Origin of the sequence: uncultured Alsobacter sp., assembly GCF_945952055.1 — a bacterium.
Taxonomy (GTDB): Bacteria; Pseudomonadota; Alphaproteobacteria; order Rhizobiales; family Beijerinckiaceae; genus Alsobacter.
Genome location: NZ_CAMFHB010000059.1, coordinates 1 through 16036, shown reverse-complemented (window position 1 = coordinate 16036; position 16036 = coordinate 1). Strand labels below are relative to the sequence as shown.

General features: G+C 70.3%; 18 protein-coding genes and 1 tRNA gene. 11 read left to right on the top strand and 8 right to left on the bottom strand.

The features are described from left to right. Positions 1–77: 77 nt before the first annotated feature. Entirely contained in the window at positions 78–1280 is a 1203-nt protein-coding gene (locus Q0Q47_RS27560) for an MFS transporter (protein ID WP_293867768.1), read from the bottom strand. Positions 1281–1514: 234 nt separating this feature from the next. Here Q0Q47_RS27560 and Q0Q47_RS27555 point away from each other — a divergent pair, with 234 nt between their 5' ends. After that, on the top strand, positions 1515–1931 hold the full coding sequence (locus Q0Q47_RS27555; protein ID WP_293867766.1) for a chemotaxis protein CheW: 417 nt from the start codon (positions 1515–1517) through the stop codon (positions 1929–1931). Positions 1932–2061: 130 nt separating this feature from the next. Here Q0Q47_RS27555 and Q0Q47_RS27550 read toward each other — a convergent pair whose 3' ends face one another. Beyond that, entirely contained in the window at positions 2062–4383 is a 2322-nt protein-coding gene (locus tag Q0Q47_RS27550) for a Tex family protein (RefSeq protein ID WP_293867764.1), read from the bottom strand. A 109-nt stretch (positions 4384–4492) separates the two neighbouring features. Between Q0Q47_RS27550 and Q0Q47_RS27545 the strand changes: the two genes are divergently transcribed. The 6 genes from Q0Q47_RS27545 to Q0Q47_RS27520 all read left to right on the top strand — a co-directional run bounded on the left by Q0Q47_RS27545 (position 4493) and on the right by Q0Q47_RS27520 (position 7223). Next, the gene (locus Q0Q47_RS27545) at positions 4493–5002 is read left to right on the top strand and encodes a GNAT family N-acetyltransferase (protein WP_293867762.1); all 510 of its coding nucleotides are present in this window, start codon (positions 4493–4495) and stop codon (positions 5000–5002) included. Between the two features lie 63 nt (positions 5003–5065). Continuing rightward, positions 5066–5275 (top strand): cold-shock protein, encoded by a 210-nt coding sequence (locus Q0Q47_RS27540; RefSeq protein WP_293867760.1) that lies wholly within the window; start codon positions 5066–5068, stop codon positions 5273–5275. A 54-nt stretch (positions 5276–5329) separates the two neighbouring features. Continuing rightward, complete coding sequence (locus tag Q0Q47_RS27535) at positions 5330–5554, top strand: hypothetical protein (RefSeq protein WP_293867758.1); 225 nt, start codon at positions 5330–5332, stop codon at positions 5552–5554. A 45-nt stretch (positions 5555–5599) separates the two neighbouring features. Then, positions 5600–5857, top strand: a complete 258-nt coding sequence (gene rpsU / locus Q0Q47_RS27530) for a 30S ribosomal protein S21 (RefSeq protein WP_293867756.1) — start codon at positions 5600–5602, stop codon at positions 5855–5857. Between the two features lie 83 nt (positions 5858–5940). Further along, positions 5941–6453, top strand: coding sequence for a GNAT family N-acetyltransferase (locus Q0Q47_RS27525; protein WP_293867754.1), 513 nt, complete (start codon positions 5941–5943; stop codon positions 6451–6453). A 5-nt stretch (positions 6454–6458) separates the two neighbouring features. Beyond that, positions 6459–7223: an extensin family protein gene (locus Q0Q47_RS27520; protein ID WP_293867752.1), complete on the top strand. Its 765-nt coding sequence runs from the start codon at positions 6459–6461 to the stop codon at positions 7221–7223. A gap of 97 nt (positions 7224–7320) precedes the next feature. Here Q0Q47_RS27520 and argB read toward each other — a convergent pair whose 3' ends face one another. The 6 genes from argB to rpmH form a co-directional block, all read right to left on the bottom strand. Further along, the gene (gene argB / locus Q0Q47_RS27515; RefSeq protein WP_293867750.1) at positions 7321–8211 is read right to left on the bottom strand and encodes an acetylglutamate kinase; all 891 of its coding nucleotides are present in this window, start codon (positions 8209–8211) and stop codon (positions 7321–7323) included. Between the two features lie 106 nt (positions 8212–8317). Then, a complete protein-coding gene (locus Q0Q47_RS27510; protein WP_293867748.1) occupies positions 8318–8686 on the bottom strand; it encodes a DUF423 domain-containing protein in 369 nt (122 codons plus the stop codon). 1 nt (position 8687) lies between these two features. Continuing rightward, positions 8688–9359 (bottom strand): ribosome biogenesis GTP-binding protein YihA/YsxC, encoded by a 672-nt coding sequence (gene yihA / locus Q0Q47_RS27505; protein ID WP_293867746.1) that lies wholly within the window; start codon positions 9357–9359, stop codon positions 8688–8690. 24 nt (positions 9360–9383) lie between these two features. Then, the gene (gene yidC / locus Q0Q47_RS27500) at positions 9384–11228 is read right to left on the bottom strand and encodes a membrane protein insertase YidC (RefSeq protein WP_293867744.1); all 1845 of its coding nucleotides are present in this window, start codon (positions 11226–11228) and stop codon (positions 9384–9386) included. Positions 11229–11235: 7 nt separating this feature from the next. Further along, entirely contained in the window at positions 11236–11685 is a 450-nt protein-coding gene (rnpA, locus tag Q0Q47_RS27495) for a ribonuclease P protein component (RefSeq protein WP_293867742.1), read from the bottom strand. A 23-nt stretch (positions 11686–11708) separates the two neighbouring features. Then, the gene (gene rpmH / locus Q0Q47_RS27490) at positions 11709–11843 is read right to left on the bottom strand and encodes a 50S ribosomal protein L34 (RefSeq protein WP_096350650.1); all 135 of its coding nucleotides are present in this window, start codon (positions 11841–11843) and stop codon (positions 11709–11711) included. A gap of 275 nt (positions 11844–12118) precedes the next feature. Here rpmH and Q0Q47_RS27485 point away from each other — a divergent pair, with 275 nt between their 5' ends. The 4 genes from Q0Q47_RS27485 to Q0Q47_RS27470 all read left to right on the top strand — a co-directional run bounded on the left by Q0Q47_RS27485 (position 12119) and on the right by Q0Q47_RS27470 (position 16036). Then, positions 12119–12943 carry a VTT domain-containing protein gene (locus Q0Q47_RS27485; protein ID WP_293867736.1) on the top strand — a complete coding sequence of 275 codons (825 nt, stop codon included), beginning with the start codon at positions 12119–12121 and terminating at the stop codon, positions 12941–12943. Next, positions 12940–14370, top strand: coding sequence for an FAD-dependent oxidoreductase (locus Q0Q47_RS27480; RefSeq protein WP_293867734.1), 1431 nt, complete (start codon positions 12940–12942; stop codon positions 14368–14370). The genes Q0Q47_RS27485 and Q0Q47_RS27480 overlap by 4 nt, the downstream gene beginning before the upstream one ends. A gap of 17 nt (positions 14371–14387) precedes the next feature. Continuing rightward, on the top strand, positions 14388–15833 hold the full coding sequence (locus Q0Q47_RS27475) for a HAMP domain-containing sensor histidine kinase (RefSeq protein ID WP_293867732.1): 1446 nt from the start codon (positions 14388–14390) through the stop codon (positions 15831–15833). A 126-nt stretch (positions 15834–15959) separates the two neighbouring features. After that, positions 15960–16036 (top strand) — tRNA-Arg (locus Q0Q47_RS27470).

The following is a 16036-nucleotide window of genomic DNA, read 5'->3' as shown; positions in this document are numbered from 1 at the left end:
AGGATGAGGACCTTTGGCAGGCTGGGAGTTCTAGTCATCCCCATGCTCTGGGCATGAAGAGATGGGGCGTTGCCGCACTACGGCTCCGACGGCTTGCGCCGCGGCGCTTCCGGCGAGAACCAGTAAACCGCCGTGGCCGCCAGCAGCAGAACACCGAAGGCGAGGTGCAGGGTGGAATAGGTCGCCGCCGGCGCCCAGCCATCCGCCTCCGTGGCACGGACGAAGCGGCCGGAGATCCACTGCACGACCCCCGCCCCGCCGATGAAGAAGAAGTTCATCAGCGTCACGCCGCGTCCCAGCAGGTGCGCGGGCAGGAACCGGCGGGCATGGGCCATGAGAATGCCGTAGCTGAGCCCGGCGCCGCCCACCACGGCGAACAGGACGAGGGCCAGCGTCGCCCCCCGCGCGCCGAACAGGCCGAGGCCGACGAGGCCCGCGGCGGTGATGACGCTCCCGGCCAGGACGGTCTTGCGGGGACTTCCCAGGAGCCTCTCGGCCGGCCCGTAGGCCAGCGCGCCCACGGACATCGCGGCCGCCATGACGAGCGCGCCGTTGCCGCGCGCCACGGCGTCGAAGCCGTGCACCTGCGCCAGGAACGGCCCGATCCACAGGCTTCGGATCGCGATGACGAAGGCATAGCTCACGAGGATGAGCGGCAGCATGGTCCACAGCGGACCGGGAGCCAGCAGGCTCCCGAACCCTTCGCGCGGCGCCTCGCCCGCCAGCGGTGCGGCCACCCGCGGCGGATCGCGCAGGAACAGCGCGACCAGCGCGACGCTGACGAGCGTGAAGGCGGCGATCGCGCCGAGGCTGGCGCGCCAGCCGAAGGCACTCGCGGCCAAAGCGAGCGGCGCGGCGCCGATGAGGTTTCCGATGGAGCCCACGCCGATCATCAGGGAGGCCAGCATGGCGAAGCGCTCGGGCGCATAGACCCTGCCGAAGACGTAGAGGCTGCCCATCAGCACCGGCGCGCATCCGATGCCGATCAGGGCCATGCCGACGAGGGCCCCCGCGAAACCGCCGGCCGTCGCGAACACGGCGGCGCCGGCGGCGGCGGCCAGCATGAAGCCGGCGATGGTGGTGCGCGGCCCCACCCTGTCCAGCGCCACCCCGACCGGGAACTGGGCGACGGCGAAGCTCGCGAACCAGATCGCCGACAAATCCCCGAGCTGCGCGGCGTCGAGCCCCAGGTCGCGCACCAGGTCGGCGGCGACGATGGCCAGGAAGGCCCGGAAGAACTGGCTCAGCGTATAGGCGAGGAGCAGGACGAAGAAGGTCATGGCGTCACGCGCGAGGGGTGAAGGTGTCCTTACCGGGTCATCGCGCGCGACGAAAGGCGCGCCGTCGCGGCGCCTCCTCGCGGCATCGCGGTGCCGCGCGGACTCCGTCCCCGGATTAAGACTTCATCCGCGATTTTCGCGTAAACCCGGCATTCGGATGCGCTGACACGCATGAGTTTCAATTTCGGCAAGCCAAGATTTTGCATTTGACGACTATCGAACCAGGATCGAACCATGCCTGAACGCCTTGTCACCTTCCAGTCCGACTCCCGCGCCTTCGGGATCGACGTGTCGGCCGTCCGCGAAATCCGGGGCTGGCAGCAGACGACACCGCTCCCGAACTCGGCGGAGCACGTTCTGGGCGTCATCAACCTGCGCGGCTCGATCGTTCCCGTCGTCGACCTGCGCCGTCGCCTCGGCCTCGGCCCGACTGAACTGAGCCGCTCGAGCGTCGTGATCGTCACCGACATCGGCGACCGCCTGATCGGCGTCCTCGCCGACGCGGTCTCCGACATCGTCGACATCCAGGAAACGGACCTGCAGGCAGCCCCGGCCATCCAGGGCAACGGCGACGAGCTCGTGAAGACCCTGGCCGTCAAGGGCCCCTCGGTCGTCGCGCTGCTCGAACTCCCGGCCATCCTGAACAGCTGACGGCAGCCGGCGGCAATCCACCGGTGCCGCCGCGCGATCCACGATTTCACGCTCTTTCAGCCGTCGCGCCCGGGCTCGGCCCGGGCATTTGCGACTTCGCCGGGGCGATCCTCGGTCGTGGCTGACCGACCTACCGCCGCCCGTCCGGCTTCAGACCGGCCTTCTTGAACGCATCGGCGAAGGCGTTGCTGCCCTTTTCGGGTTCGCGCCGCGGTGCCTGCTGCTGTCGCGCCGGCGCCTGGGCCGGCCGCCCGCCGCCGCTGGGCTGCGCCGCGCCGATCGGATCGTCGAGGCGCATCGTCAGCGAGATGCGCTTGCGCGGCACGTCCACCTCGAGAACCTTCACCTTCACGACGTCGCCGGGCTTGGCCACGGCCCGCGGATCCTTCACGAAGGTCTTGGACATGGCCGAGATGTGCACGAGGCCGTCCTGGTGGACGCCCACGTCGACGAAGGCGCCGAACGCCGCCACGTTGGTGACCACGCCCTCGAGCAGCATGCCCGGGCGCAGGTCCGAGATCTTCTCGATGCCGTCCTTGAAGGCGGCGGTCTTGAAGGCCGGACGCGGGTCGCGGCCGGGCTTCTCCAGCTCCTTCAGGATGTCCGTGACCGTCGGCAGGCCGAAATTCGCGTCGGTGAACTCGGCCGGCCGCAGCTTGCGCAGCACGTCGCCGTTGCCGATGACGACCTTGATGTCGCTCTTCGTCGCCTCGAGGATCCGCCGCACCACCGGATAGGCCTCCGGATGCACGCCGGAGCGATCGAGAGGGTCGTCACCGTCGGGGATGCGCAGGAACCCGGCGCATTGCTCGAACGCCTTGGGACCCAGCCGCGGCACCTCTTTCAGCGCGGCGCGGCGGCGGAACGGGCCGTTGGCGTCGCGGTGCAGGACGATGTTCTGGGCCAGAGTCTCGCCGACGCCGGAGACGCGCGCCAGCAGCGGCACAGAGGCCGTGTTGACGTCAACGCCGACGGCGTTCACGCAGTCCTCGACGACCGCGTCCAACGAGCGCGACAGCTTGTGCTCGCTGATGTCGTGCTGGTACTGGCCCACACCGATCGACTTGGGGTCGATCTTCACGAGTTCGGCCAGCGGATCCTGCAGGCGTCGCGCGATCGACACCGCCCCGCGCAGCGAAACGTCCATCCCCGGCAGTTCCTGGGACGCATAGGCCGAGGCCGAGTACACCGACGCGCCGGCCTCCGAGACCATGGCCTTGGTCAGCTTCAGGTCCGGATATTTCTGCAGGAGCTCGACCGCGAGCTTGTCGGTTTCGCGCGAGGCCGTGCCGTTGCCGATGGCGACGAGCTCGACGTTGTGCCGCTTGGCCAGCGCGGCCAGCACGGCCATGGCTTCGTCCCAGCGCCGCTGCGGCTCGTGCGGATAGATGGTGGCCGTGTCCAGCACCTTGCCGGTGCGATCGACGACCGCGACCTTCACGCCCGTGCGGAAGCCGGGGTCCAGGCCCATGGTGGCGCGGGTGCCGGCCGGAGCGGCGAGCAGCAGGTCGCGCAGGTTGCCGGCAAAGACCCGAACGGCTTCGTCCTCCGCCGCCTGCCACAGGCGCAGGCGCATATCGACACCGATGTTCATCTGGATGCGCGTGCGCCACGCCCAGCGCACGCAGTCGAAGAGCCAGCGATCCGCCGGCCGGCCACGGTCCGAGATGGCGAACTGCGCCGCGATCCGGTTCTCGAACAGGCCCGGCTGGCCGGGCGGCGTGTCGGCACCCTCGGCCTCCATCTTGAGGTCGAGGATCTCCTCCTTCTCGCCGCGGAACATCGCGAGGATGCGATGGGAGGGAAGCTTGGTCAGCGGCTCGTGGAAATCGAAGTAGTCGGAGAACTTCGCCCCCTCGGCTTCCTTGCCGGGCCGCACGGCGGAACGCAGCCGGCCGGAGCGCCAGAACTCCTCGCGCAGGCCGCCGATGAGTTCGGCGTGCTCGGAAAACCGCTCGACGAGGATGGACCGGGCCCCTTCGAGCGCCTCCTCCACCGTGTTGATCCCCTTGTCGGCAGAGATGAAGCCGGTCGCCGCCGTGCGCGGATCGGTCTGGGGCGTCGCGAGCAACTGTTCCGCCAGCGGGCCGAGGCCGGCCTCGCGGGCGATCTGGGCCTTGGTGCGCCGCTTGGGCTTGTAGGGAAGGTAGAGGTCCTCCAGCCGGGCCTTGGTGTCGGCCTCCTCCAGCGCCTTGCGCAGCGGGGCGTCGAGCTTGCCCTGCTCGTCGATGCTCTGCAGCACCGCCTTGCGGCGATCTTCGAGCTCGCGGAGATAGGTCAGCCGCTCCTCCAGTGTGCGCAGCTGCGCATCGTCGAGCGAGCCGGTCGCCTCCTTGCGGTAGCGGGCGATGAAGGGAACGGTGGCCCCGCCGTCCAGCAAATCGATGGCGGCACGGGTCTGGCTTTCCGCCACGTTCAGTTCCTGCGCGATGCGCTGGCTGATCGAGATCATGACTGTCTCCTGTCCCTGCCGAGGGCCGGGCTTGTAGCGGGGGAGCTCGGGCCGGTCAAAGGGACGAACCCCGCCGCCCCGATCTGCGTTGTGGAGCATGGCACGCCCAATGGAGCATCGGGCGCCCGAGCCCTTTCGCGGGCGAGGGTGCGGCATCGATTCGCATCTCGAGGTCGAGATCAGGGGCCTCGTGCGCGCGCAGCCGGCCGGCGTGACGCTGCGCGCCACGTTGCACGAGGGCGAGATCCTGCTCGATTTCATCAAGGTCGAGCCCGAGCGGCGCGGGCACGGATTGGCGACGCGGGCGCTGCGGGCGGTGCTCGCGCTGGCCGACCGCTGGGGCCTGAACGTGCGCCTGCAGGCCATAAGCCTTGCGGATCCGGGCACCGGCCCGGACGAGGACGAGCTCCTGGACTGGTACGGACGCCATGGATTCGTCGACGAAGGGGAGCGCTCGGTCAGTGGCCTGACGATCATGGTTCGGCGGCCTTGCGCAGATTGCCCTTGCGTCAAGGCCTCAGGACACCTACATCAGTCCCATCGACATTTGGCCGGACTATCGGGCCGCACGCCCCCTCCTGAGGAGGGGCGCTCGTTCGCACTCCCCAAACATCGATGAGTCAGGCAGGCAGCGGCTCACGCCGCCCAATGCCATTTCAACTCCCGACGAAGGGGACGATCCATGAACACGGGCACCGTGAAGTTCTACAACGAGACCAAGGGCTACGGCTTCATTCAGCCGGATGATGGCAGCAAGGACGTCTTCGTCCATGCCACGGCCCTGGAGCGCGCCGGAATGCGCAGCCTGACCGAAGGTCAGAAGGTTGCGTTCGATACGCGCGAAGACCGTCGCACCGGCAAGACCGCCGTCGACAACATCCAGGCGGCGTGACGCTTCGGCGCGGGTTCCGGCCCGCGCCCGTCCACCGCTGAAAGCTGAGGATCAATGCACTTTAATTATACGGCTCGTCGCAACCGTCGCCATCCGGGCGCGGAAGCGGCCACTTTCAGGATCGGCAAGCTCTGGCATCGCGAAGGCGACCAGACCCGCGAGGTGAGCCACCTCGTCGACCGGACCTACGGCTACCATTCGCAGCGCGAGCTGCACTGGCACCTCGCCGAGCGTTTCGAACGACCCGTCGCCGACATCCGGCTCGACAAGGTCGCGTAAGTCCAACCGTTCAGCCGACGCAACCACAATCGAGAGGAGATCGACATGCACGTCATCGTCCGCGACAACAACGTCGAACAGGCCATGCGGGCCCTCAAGAAGAAGATGCAGCGCGAGGGCATCTTCCGCGAGATGAAGCAGCGCAAGGCCTACGAGAAGCCCTCGGAGCGCAAGACGCGCGAGAAGGCCGAGGCCGTCCGCCGCGCCCGCAAGGCCGCTCGCAAGCAGGCCCAGCGCGAAGGACTGCTGCCGGCTCCCAAGAAGCCGAAACCCGTCGCGCGCATTCCGCGCCCGGCGGCCTGAGCCGCGGCCGGGACACGACGCCCCGGATCATGAAATGATGGCGCCCCGCTTCGGCGGGGCGCCATTTTTTTGTGCGAGGCCCGATGACCGCCCCAACCCTCACCACCGACCGCCTGGTCCTGTCCGCGCACACGCCGCGCGACTGGAACGACTGCATCGCGCTGTGGAGCGATCCGGAGGTGGTGCGCTTCATCGGCGGCAAGCCCTTCGCCCCCGACGAGGTCTGGGCGCGGATCCTGCGCTATGCCGGCCTGTGGGCCCTCGTCGGCTACGGCTACTGGGCCGTGCGCGACCGCGCGTCCGGCCAATTCCTCGGCGAAGTCGGCTTCGCGGACTTCCGCCGCGACATCGTGCCCGCGCTCGGCGACCGGCCCGAAGCGGGCTGGATCCTCTCGCCCGCTGCCCATGGCAAGGGCTACGCGCGCGAGGCGATGGAGGCGGCGCTGGGCTGGATCACGGCGGCCGGCCATTCCCGTACGGTGTGCATCATCGCTCCGGGCAATACGGCGTCGCTGGCGCTTGCCGAGCGCCTCGGTTACCGGCGGGAGGGAGAGGCCATGTTCCGGGGACAACCGACCAACGTCCTCGCGCGTTGAAGGGCGTGATCGCACGTCATGCCAAGACAGCGCCTCTCGTCGCGGCCCTCGCCATCCTGGGCCCGGCGGCGGCGTTCGCCGACACCGTGCCGCTCCCGCCTCCCCGCCCCCCCGAAGTGACGCAGCCCGAACCCGAGCCCGACAAGACTGGCAGCCCCGCCGCCGTGCCGCTGCCGCCCCCCCGCCCTCCCGAACTGACGCAGCCCGAACCCCAGCCCGACAAGCCTGGCGACGCCGCCGCCCTGCCGGAGGAGGAACGCGCCTGCCGGGACAGGCTGGTGCAGCTGGGTGCACAGTTCACGCCCCTGCCCGCGATCGACGGCCCGGGCACCTGCGGCGCGCCGCATCCCCTGCAGCTCAAGACGCTGTCGTCGACCGTCACGGTCTCGGGCCAGCCCGTGGTGACCTGCCGGCTCGCGGAGGCTTTGGCGACGTGGTCGCGCGACGGCCTGGCAACGGCCCCGCCCGACAAGCCCATCGCGAGCGTGGCGGTGGGAACGTCCTACGAATGCCGCGGCCGCAACCACGATGCCGGAGCCCAGCTCAGCGAGCATGCCTTCGCCAACGGGGTCGACATCGCCGGGTTCACGCTCAAGGACGGGCGAGGAATCCCCGTCGGATCCGACAGGGAGCCCGCCCTGCAGCAGGCGCTGCGCGAGGCCGCCTGCAAGGTCTTCGCCACGGTCCTTGGGCCCGGATCGCCGGGCCACGGCGAGCACTGGCACTTCGACATGCGCCAGCGCCGCAACGACTACCGCATCTGCCAGTGACGGCGCCCCGGCGCGCGGGGGTGCTGTCCCCTCCCCCGCAGGGGAGGGAGAGTGCCTTTCGCCTCGGGATCGCGGCTCTGCGGCCGGGTCGGCGCGATCAGGGGGTGATGAGCGTCCCTGCCCCGTGATCGGTCAGGAGTTCGACCAGCACGGCGTGGGGCACCTTGCCGTCGAGGATCACCACGCCTTCGACGCCCTTCTCGAGCGCGTAGATGCAGGTCTCGACCTTGGGGATCATGCCGCCGGTGATCGTGCCGTCCGCGATCAGCGCGCGGCACTGGTCGACGGTGAGCTCCTTGATCAGGTTCTTGTTCTTGTCGAGCACGCCGGGAACGTCGGTGAGCAGCAGGAAGCGCTTGGCGCCCAGCGCACCGGCGATGGCGCCGGCGAAGGTGTCGGCATTGACGTTGTAGGTCTGGCCGTCGGGACCGTTCGCCACGGGGGCGAGGACCGGGATGACCTCCCGGCCGAGCAGGGCGTCCAGCACCGTCTTGTCGACGATGTCCGGCTCGCCGACGAAGCCCAGGTCGACGACCTTCTCGATGTGGCTGTCGGGATCGACGACGGTGCGCGTCACCTTGCGCGCCGTCACCATGTTGCCGTCCTTGCCGCACAGGCCGATGGCGCGCCCGCCTTCGGAATTGATGTAGCCCACGATCTGCTTGTTGATGAGGCCGGCCAGCACCATCTCGACCACCTCGACGGTGGCCTTGTCGGTGATGCGCAGGCCCGCGGCGAACTCGCTCTTGATGCCGAGGCGCGCCAGCATGGCGCCGATCTGCGGTCCGCCGCCGTGCACCACCACCGGGTTCACGCCCGACTGCTCCAGGAGCACCATGTCGCGGGCGAAGTCGCGCGCCACCTGTTCGTCGCCCATGGCGTGGCCGCCATACTTCACCACCACCGTGGCGTCGTCGTAGCGCAGCATGTGCGGCAGGGCCTTCACCAGGATCTCGGCGGTCAGGTGTGGGTCTTTTCTGTCGGTCATGAGCGTTCGCCAGCGTGAGATGGGCACCGCCCGGAACGGCGGCAGGCGGCGGTCTCTTAGCCGATCTCGGACGATCTGTCGCCCCGCGCGAACAGGTCGGCCCGTATCAGCGCCGCGTTTCGCGCAGTCCCGCGAGGACGAGCCCCAGCCAGCCGGCGATGGTCAGGAATCCGCCGGTCGGCGCGGCCATGGGGAACAGCCGCAGGCCCGCGAGGGCGCCGACGGCCAGCGTGAGGGAGAACAGCGCCACGCCGGCAAAGATGGCGAGACCGGCCCAGGCGACGGGATCCGCCCGACCCTTGCCGGCGCGCAGCCATGCGGCGATGCCGAGCATGGCAGGCGCATGGGCCAGCAGCATCTGGGCCGCCGTGGCCAGGTTCGGCCCGCCGACATGGGCGGCCGCGGCCGCAGCGGCGACGCCGGCAGCGCCGGTCAGGCCCGCCAGTCCGAGGAACAGGGCCGGCCAGGCGGCCATGTCAGGCACCGCGCTCGGCGAGCAGGCGCGCCACGGCCGTGCGAAGGTCGGCGACGCCGTCCCCGGTCTGGCTGGAGGTGAGCAGCACCTGCGGAAAGGCCGCCGGGCGCCGCAGCAGCGCCGCCTGCGTCTCGGCGACGCGAGTCTCGCCCTGGCCCTTCTTGAGTTCGTCCGCCTTGGTCAGGACCACCTGGTAGGAGACGGCCGACTGGTCGAGCAGGTCGAAAACCTCGAGGTCGAGCGGCTTCAGGCCATGGCGGGAATCGACCAGCACGAAGACGCGGGCGAGGCTCGCCCGCCCCCTCAGATAGGCCCGGACGAGTTCGGTCCAGGCCGCCACCTTGGCCTTGCCGACGGCGGCGAAGCCGTAGCCCGGCATGTCGACCAGCGTGAAGCGGTCGCCGATGCGGAAGAAGTTCAGCTCCTGGGTGCGGCCGGGCGTGTGCGAGGTCCTCGCCAGCGTCTTGCGGCCGGTGAGCGCGTTCACCAGGCTGGATTTGCCGACGTTCGAGCGCCCGGCGAAGGCGATCTCGATGCCGCCGGTCATCGGCGGGAGGCCGTCGAGGCTGCCCGCTCCCCAAAAGAACTCAGCCTCGCCCGCGAAGAGCTTGCGCCCGACCTCGGCCAGGGCCGCCTCGGCGGCCTGGCTCCGGGTCTCGACTTCGTCGGACATGGCTCTTTCCTCGCGCGGCCGGCCTCAGGCCGGCTTGTCGGCCTTCTTGTCGGGCTTGCCGGGGGTGGCCGCAGGCGGCGCGGTCTTCTTGCCGAAGAGGCCGCGCATGTTGTCCCACAGCTCCACCTTCACGCCCTGGCGCTTCATGATCATGTACTGCTGCAGCACCGACAGGGTGTTGTTCCACGACCAGTAGATCACCAGGCCGGCCGGGAACGAGGCGAGCAGATAGGTGAAGAACACCGGCATCCAGGTGAACATCGTCTTCTGGATGGGATCGGTCGGCTCGGGGTTCATCTTCATCTGCACGAACATCGTGAAGCCCATGATGATGGGCCACACGCCGATCAGCAGCACGTGCGGGACGTCGTAGGGCAGCAGACCGAACAGGTTGAAGATCGACGTCGGATCGGGCGCGGAGAGGTCCTTGATCCAGCCGTAGAACGGCGCGTGCCGCATCTCGATGGTGACGAAGATGACCTTGTAGAGCGCGAAGAACACCGGGATCTGCACCACGACGGGCAGGCAGCCCGCCAGCGGATTGATCTTCTCGCGCTTGTAGAGCTCCATGAGCTCCTGCTGCTGCTTCACCCGGTCGTCGGGATACTGCTCCTTCAGCGCCTGCATCTGCGGCTGGACGGCCTTCATCTTGGCCATCGAGACGTAGCTCTTGTTGGCCAGCGGGAAGAAGACCGCCTTCACGAGCACGGTCACGACCAGGATGGCGAGGCCGAAATTGCCGAGCAGGTGGTAGATGAAGTCGAGGAGCTTAAACAGCGGCCGGGTGATGAAGTAGAACCATCCCCAGTCGATCATCAGGTCGAAGCGCTTGATGTTCAGCGACGTCTGGTAGGCGTCGATGGTGCGCACTTCCTTGGCGCCGACGAACAGGCGCGTGGTCGAGGTGGCCGGCGTGCCGGCAGCGACCTTGAGGCCGTTGGGCACGGCCATGATGGTGCGGTACACCTTCGGCGCGTTGGCCGGCATGTCCACCGCGAAGGTGGCGTTGTATGTGACCGACTGGTCGGGGACCAGCGCCGCCGCCCAGTACTTGTCGGTGATGCCGATGAAGCCGCCGACCGCGTCCTTCAGCTCGCGCCCCTTCTCGGTGGCGGAGCGCTGCGGCTCCTTCTCGAGGGCGGCGTAGGTGAGTTCCTGCAGGCCCTGGTCGCCCACGACGCCGAGCAGGCCCTCGTGGAGGATGTAGTAGCCCGAGGTGTGCGGCGTGCCGACGCGGCGGATGAAGCCGTAGGGGGCCAGCGTGGCCTCGGTGCCGGCCTGCGCCTCGACGCTGTCCGTCACCGTGATCATGTAGTTGGCGTCGATCGCGACGACGCGCTTGAAGGTGAGGCCCTTGCCGTTGTTCCAGGTGAGGGTCACCGGCGCCTTTTCGGTGAGCGTCTGGCCGTCGGCGGTCCACATCGTCTGCGGGCCGGGGACGTCGACGCCGGCGGAGGGCAGCCAGCCCAGGCGCGCGAAATAGGCATCCGGCCCGTTGGCCGGCGAGAACAGGACGATGTTGGCGCTCTTGGGATCCACCGTCTCGCGGTAGTCCTTCAGCACGATGTCGTCGATGTCGCCGCCCCGCAGGGCGATGGAGCCGCGCAGGCGCGGGCTGTCGATGGCGACGCGCGGCGAGGCGGCGAGCGCCGCTTCGCGGGTCGCCGCGACGGCGACCGATCCGTCGGCGGCCGGCGTGGTCGCGACGGGGGCGCCCGGGATCGGCGGCGGCGGGGCGGCCGTCTGGGACTGCTGCTGGGCTTCCTTGCGCTGCTGGTCGAGCTTCGGCATGCCGAAGAACACGTTCCAGCCGACGAGCACGATCAACGAGAGCACGATCGCGAGGAGGAAGTTCTTGTTGTCCTGCATGGCTCGATCAGTCGCCGCTCGGGGATGAAGGGGTCGGGCCGCCGGCCTCGGCGGGTCTGCGCGTCCTGCCGCCGCCTTTCGGGCGGTGGACGCCGGCAATTCCTTCGACGACGTCCTGCACGAGGCGCTGGAAATCGGTCGAGAGGGCATCGCGGCGCGCGACGAGGACGTAGTCGAACGCGATTTGGCCGGGCATGCCCGTGGGGGCCCCGGCCAAGTGTCTCAGGACGGCACGGAGGCGCCGCTTCACCCGGTTGCGCTCGGTCGCCGTCCCAACCTTGCGGCTGACGGTCAATCCGAAGCGCGGACCCTCGACCGCGGGCGTGACGACGTCACGCTCGGCGCCCTGCAGGGTCATGCGGGGGGAATGAAAGCGACGACCGCGCCCGGCGGCGAGATAGTCGACCCGCCGCGTCAGCCGTTCCGGCACTGTGCGAGCGCGCGACGGATCGGTCATGGCGGCGGGGCCGGGCCCTCGCCTCAGGCCGACAGACGCTTGCGACCGCGCGCCCGGCGAGCAGCGAGAACCTTGCGACCGCCCTTGGTCGCGAGGCGGGCACGGAAGCCGTGACGGCGCTTGCGCACGAGCTTGCTGGGCTGATAGGTGCGTTTCACGGACTTACACTCCGGTCCGGCCCGTCGGCAAAGCCTCGGGCCCGTCTTGCTGGTCTCCGAAAAAACAACACCGGCGGTATGCCCACCGGCGCCTGTCTCTTCGCATTGTTCGATAGCGCTCGAAAGCTCGCGGGCTTATGACGGATGAGCCCATGAAAGTCAACGCGGCGCGACGCGCGGCCATCACGGCTGGTTGATAGACCCTGCCGGAGCTGGACGGAAGGCCCTATTCTCCCGCATCCCCAAGCTCCCATTCCCCCGAGGCGCACCGCACCGTGACCGCGAGCCAGACCGACCCACCGCCAGCCGCAGCGCGGGCCGCGCGCGGCTCCGCACGGCGGGCCGCGGTGACGATCCTCGTGGTGATCGTGGCCGGGGCCGCGGTGTTCGCGCTCAACCGGTTCGTCACGCTCGACTTGGTCCTGGCCCGCTACGACGCGCTGAGGACGGCCGTGGACCACAACCGGCCGCTGGGGCTGGGCCTGTTCATGCTCGCCTATGCGGGGGCGGTGGCCGTCTCCCTGCCGGGCGCCAGCCTGTTCACGCTGCTGGGCGGGCTCCTGTTCGGCTGGCTGGCGGGGGGCCTCGCCACGGTGGCGGCGGCGACGACGGGGGCGGTCCTCCTCTTCCTCATCGCCCGCACGGCGCTGGGCCCACTCCTGGCGGGCCGCGCCGGCCCGCGCCTGCAGCGGGTGCTGGACGCGCTGCGGGCGGACCTGGCCTCCTACCTGCTGTTCCTGAGGCTCGCGCCGGTCTTCCCGTTCTGGCTGGTCAACCTCGCCGCCGCATTGTTGCCCGCTCCGCTGGGCACCTTCGCGCTCACGACCGCCGTCGGCATCCTGCCGGGCAGCTTCGCCATGGCATCGGCCGGCGCGGCGCTGGCCGGCGTGGTCGAGAAGCGAAAGGTTGTCTACGATGCATGCGTGGCCGCGGGCCGCCATCCCTGCAGCTTCGAGATCACGCTGAAACACGTGCTGACACCCGAAATCCTCCTGTCCCTCGGCGCGCTGGGCCTGCTCGCCCTCGTGCCCGTGGCCCTGCGCCGGCTCGGCCTGATGAAGCAGTGGCGGTCCGGTCCGCCGTCCGGGGATGCCGCTTGACCGAGCTGAAGCCCGACATCTGCGTCATCGGCGCCGGCGCCGCCGGGCTGAGCGTGGCCGTGGTGGCCGGGGGACTGGGCGTGCCGGTGGTCCTCGTCGACAAGGGCACCTTCGGCGGCGAGTGCCTCAACACCGGGTGCGTGCCCTCCAAGGCCTTGCTGGCCGCCGCCGAAGCGGCCGAGGCGATGCGCCGCACCGGCCCCTTCGGCATCGCCGCCGCACGGCCGCGCGTCGACCAGGCCCGCGTGAAGCAGCATGTCGACCGGGTGATCGCCGCCATCGCCCCCAACGATTCGCCGGAGCGCTATGCCGCGCTGGGCGTCCAGGTGCTGCGCGGCGAGGCGCGCTTCACGGACAAGCGGACCCTCGTGGTCGGCGACACCACGATCCGGGCCCGGCGCATCGTGCTGGCCACCGGCTCCCGCCCGGCCCTGCCGCCGGTGCCGGGGCTGGCGGACGTGCCCCACCTGACCAACGAGACGATCTTCACGCTCGCGACCCGGCCCGAGCACCTGCTGATTCTCGGCGCCGGCCCCGTGGGGCTCGAGATGGCCCAGGCCTGGCGCCGGCTGGGATCGGCCGTCACCGTGGTCGAAGCCGGCCGGGCGCTGGGGCGAATCGATCCCGAGATCGCCGGCCACGCGCTCGCGGCCCTGCGGGCCGAGGGCATCGTCCTCCACGAGAACGCCCGGATCGACCGGGCCGAGCACTGGGCCGGCGGCATCCGGCTCCTGGGCGCCGCGCCCGGCGGCGGCGCGGTGGAAGGGACCCATCTCCTCGTGGCGGCGGGCCGCACCCCGACCGTCGACGGCCTCGACCTCGACAAGGCGGGGATTCGCCACGACCGCACCGGCATCCTCGTCGACAAGGGCCTGCGCACGAGCAACCGCCGCGTCTACGCCATCGGCGACTGCGCGGGCGGACCGCATGCGGGCGACCGGCTGACCCATGTGGCCGCCCATCATGCCGGCCTCGTGATCCGCAGCGCGCTCTTTCGCCTCGGCGCCGCCGTGGAGACGCAGGCCGTGCCCCGCGCGGTCTACACCGACCCCGAGATCGCGACCGTGGGCCTCGACGAGGAGACGGCCCGCGCCCGGCACCGGAACGTCCGGGTGCTGCGCTGGCCCTTCTCGGAGAACGACCGGGCGCAGGCCGAGCGGCGCACCCGCGGCGAAGTGAAGGTGCTCACCACGGCCAAGGGCGTGATCCTCGGCGCGGCCATCGTCGGCGACAGGGCCGGCGACCTCATCGTGCCCTGGACCCTGGCCGTGAAGAAGGGCCTGACGGTGGCCGACTGGCGCGACCTCATCGTCCCCTACCCCACCCTGTCGGAAGCCTCCAAGCGGGCCGCCCTCACCTTCTATGCCGGCGAGGCGCGCCGGCCCGTGGTGGGGCGGCTGCTGCGGTTCCTGCGCCTGTTCGGCTGAGCGGACGACGGTCGGCCATGCAGCAGCCTTCGACCGCACCGGGAGCGCCTGCCGAGCCGGCCCTGCGGCCGGGCGGCCGCATGCCGGGCATCTCGGCCCGCCTGCTGGTGCTGACGATCTGCTTCGTGATGCTGGCCGAGGTGTTCGTCTACGTGCCCTCGATCGCGAATTTCCGCCGCAACTGGCTGAACGACCGCATCCAGGTGGCCCAGGTCGCCGCGCTCGTCCTCGACGCGGCGCCGGCCGGCGCCGTCCCGGTGGACCTCGAGCGCCGGCTGGTCGCCCAGGTGGGCGCCCTGAGCGTGGCCGTGCGGTCGGGCGGCGCCCGTCGCCTCCTCGCCGTCACGGACATGCCGCCGACGGTGCAGAAGGACGTCGACCTGCGCGACAGCTCGCCGGTGCGCCTCATCTACAACGCCTTCGAGACCCTCTTCTCCGCCCAGCCGCGCTATGTGCGCATCGTGGGCCCGGGCATGGACTCGGTGGAGTTCGTCGAGATCGTGCTCGACGAGACGCCGCTGCGCGACGCCATGCTGCGGTACTCGATCAACATCCTGGTGCTGTCGCTCATCATCTCCCTGTTCAGCGCGGTGCTGGTCTACGCGGCGCTGCACCTGAGCATCGTCGGCCCGGTGCGCCGGCTCACCTCCAGCATCATCGGCTTCGGCGCGAATCCCGAGGACGCGGAAGGCGCGATTCGCCCCTCCGGCCGGCGCGACGAGATCGGCATCGCCGAGCAGGCCCTCTCCGCCATGCAGGTGACGCTGGCGCGCGAGCTGCGCGAGAAGAAGCACCTGGCGGCGCTCGGGCTCGCCGTCAGCAAGATCAACCACGACCTGCGCAACATGCTGTCCTCGGCGCAGCTCCTGTCGGACCGCCTGAGCGAGGTCGGCGACCCGACGGTGCAGCGCCTGGCGCCCCGCATCGTCGCCGCGCTCGACCGCGCGGTGGCGCTGTGCCGCGCCACGCTGACCTATGGCCGCGCGACGGAGCGCGCCCCGGAGCGCCGCCGCCAGCGCCTGGCGCCGCAGGTGGAGGAACTGCGCGACATCCTGGGCCTCGCCGACGACGAGCGGATCACCTTCGAGACGCAGGTGCCGCCGGGCCTCGAGATCGACGCCGACCCGGAGCACCTGTCGCGCATCCTCCTGAACCTCGTGCGCAACGCCCAGCAGATCCTGCAGGATCCCGACTTCCCCGGCCCCGAGCGGCGCATCGTGGTGACCGCCCGCCGCGACGGCCGCATCGTCACCGTCGAGGTGGCCGACACCGGCCCGGGCCTGCCCGCCAGCGTCCGCGAGCACCTCTTCGAGGCCTTCAGCTCCGCCCGCCCCGGCGGCACGGGCCTCGGCCTCGCCATCGCCGCCGAACTCGTCGCCGCCCATGGCGGCGCGCTCACGCTGGTCGACGGCACCGAAGGCGCCCGCTTCCGCTTCACCATCCCCAACCGCAACGGCGGCTGACGCCCGGCGCCCCCGCCCCGCAACGAAATCGAGCGATCCCGCCCGATAGGCCGAGACGGGGGTTGCCAACGCCCCCGAGAGCCGCTAATCAACCGCCCTGCCGGACGGCCCAGCCGCCCGCACAGCGCGCCCGTAGCTCAGCTGGATAGAGCACCAGACTACGAATCTGGGGGTCAGAGGTTCGAATCCTTTCGGGCGCGCCA

Excerpts from the sequence above, each read along its gene's own strand:
- Q0Q47_RS27560 (WP_293867768.1), bottom strand. The coding sequence starts at position 1,280 with ATGACCTTCTTCGTCCTGCTCCTCGCCTATACGCTGAGCCAGTTCTTC.
- Q0Q47_RS27555 (WP_293867766.1), top strand. The coding sequence starts at position 1,515 with ATGCCTGAACGCCTTGTCACCTTCCAGTCCGACTCCCGCGCCTTCGGG.
- Q0Q47_RS27550 (WP_293867764.1), bottom strand. The coding sequence starts at position 4,383 with ATGATCTCGATCAGCCAGCGCATCGCGCAGGAACTGAACGTGGCGGAA.
- Q0Q47_RS27545 (WP_293867762.1), top strand. The coding sequence starts at position 4,493 with ATGGAGCATCGGGCGCCCGAGCCCTTTCGCGGGCGAGGGTGCGGCATC.
- Q0Q47_RS27540 (WP_293867760.1), top strand. The coding sequence starts at position 5,066 with ATGAACACGGGCACCGTGAAGTTCTACAACGAGACCAAGGGCTACGGC.
- Q0Q47_RS27535 (WP_293867758.1), top strand. The coding sequence starts at position 5,330 with ATGCACTTTAATTATACGGCTCGTCGCAACCGTCGCCATCCGGGCGCG.
- rpsU (WP_293867756.1), top strand. The coding sequence starts at position 5,600 with ATGCACGTCATCGTCCGCGACAACAACGTCGAACAGGCCATGCGGGCC.
- Q0Q47_RS27525 (WP_293867754.1), top strand. The coding sequence starts at position 5,941 with ATGACCGCCCCAACCCTCACCACCGACCGCCTGGTCCTGTCCGCGCAC.
- argB (WP_293867750.1), bottom strand. The coding sequence starts at position 8,211 with ATGACCGACAGAAAAGACCCACACCTGACCGCCGAGATCCTGGTGAAG.
- Q0Q47_RS27510 (WP_293867748.1), bottom strand. The coding sequence starts at position 8,686 with ATGGCCGCCTGGCCGGCCCTGTTCCTCGGACTGGCGGGCCTGACCGGC.
- yihA (WP_293867746.1), bottom strand. The coding sequence starts at position 9,359 with ATGTCCGACGAAGTCGAGACCCGGAGCCAGGCCGCCGAGGCGGCCCTG.
- yidC (WP_293867744.1), bottom strand. The coding sequence starts at position 11,228 with ATGCAGGACAACAAGAACTTCCTCCTCGCGATCGTGCTCTCGTTGATC.
- rnpA (WP_293867742.1), bottom strand. The coding sequence starts at position 11,685 with ATGACCGATCCGTCGCGCGCTCGCACAGTGCCGGAACGGCTGACGCGG.
- Q0Q47_RS27475 (WP_293867732.1), top strand. The coding sequence starts at position 14,388 with ATGCAGCAGCCTTCGACCGCACCGGGAGCGCCTGCCGAGCCGGCCCTG.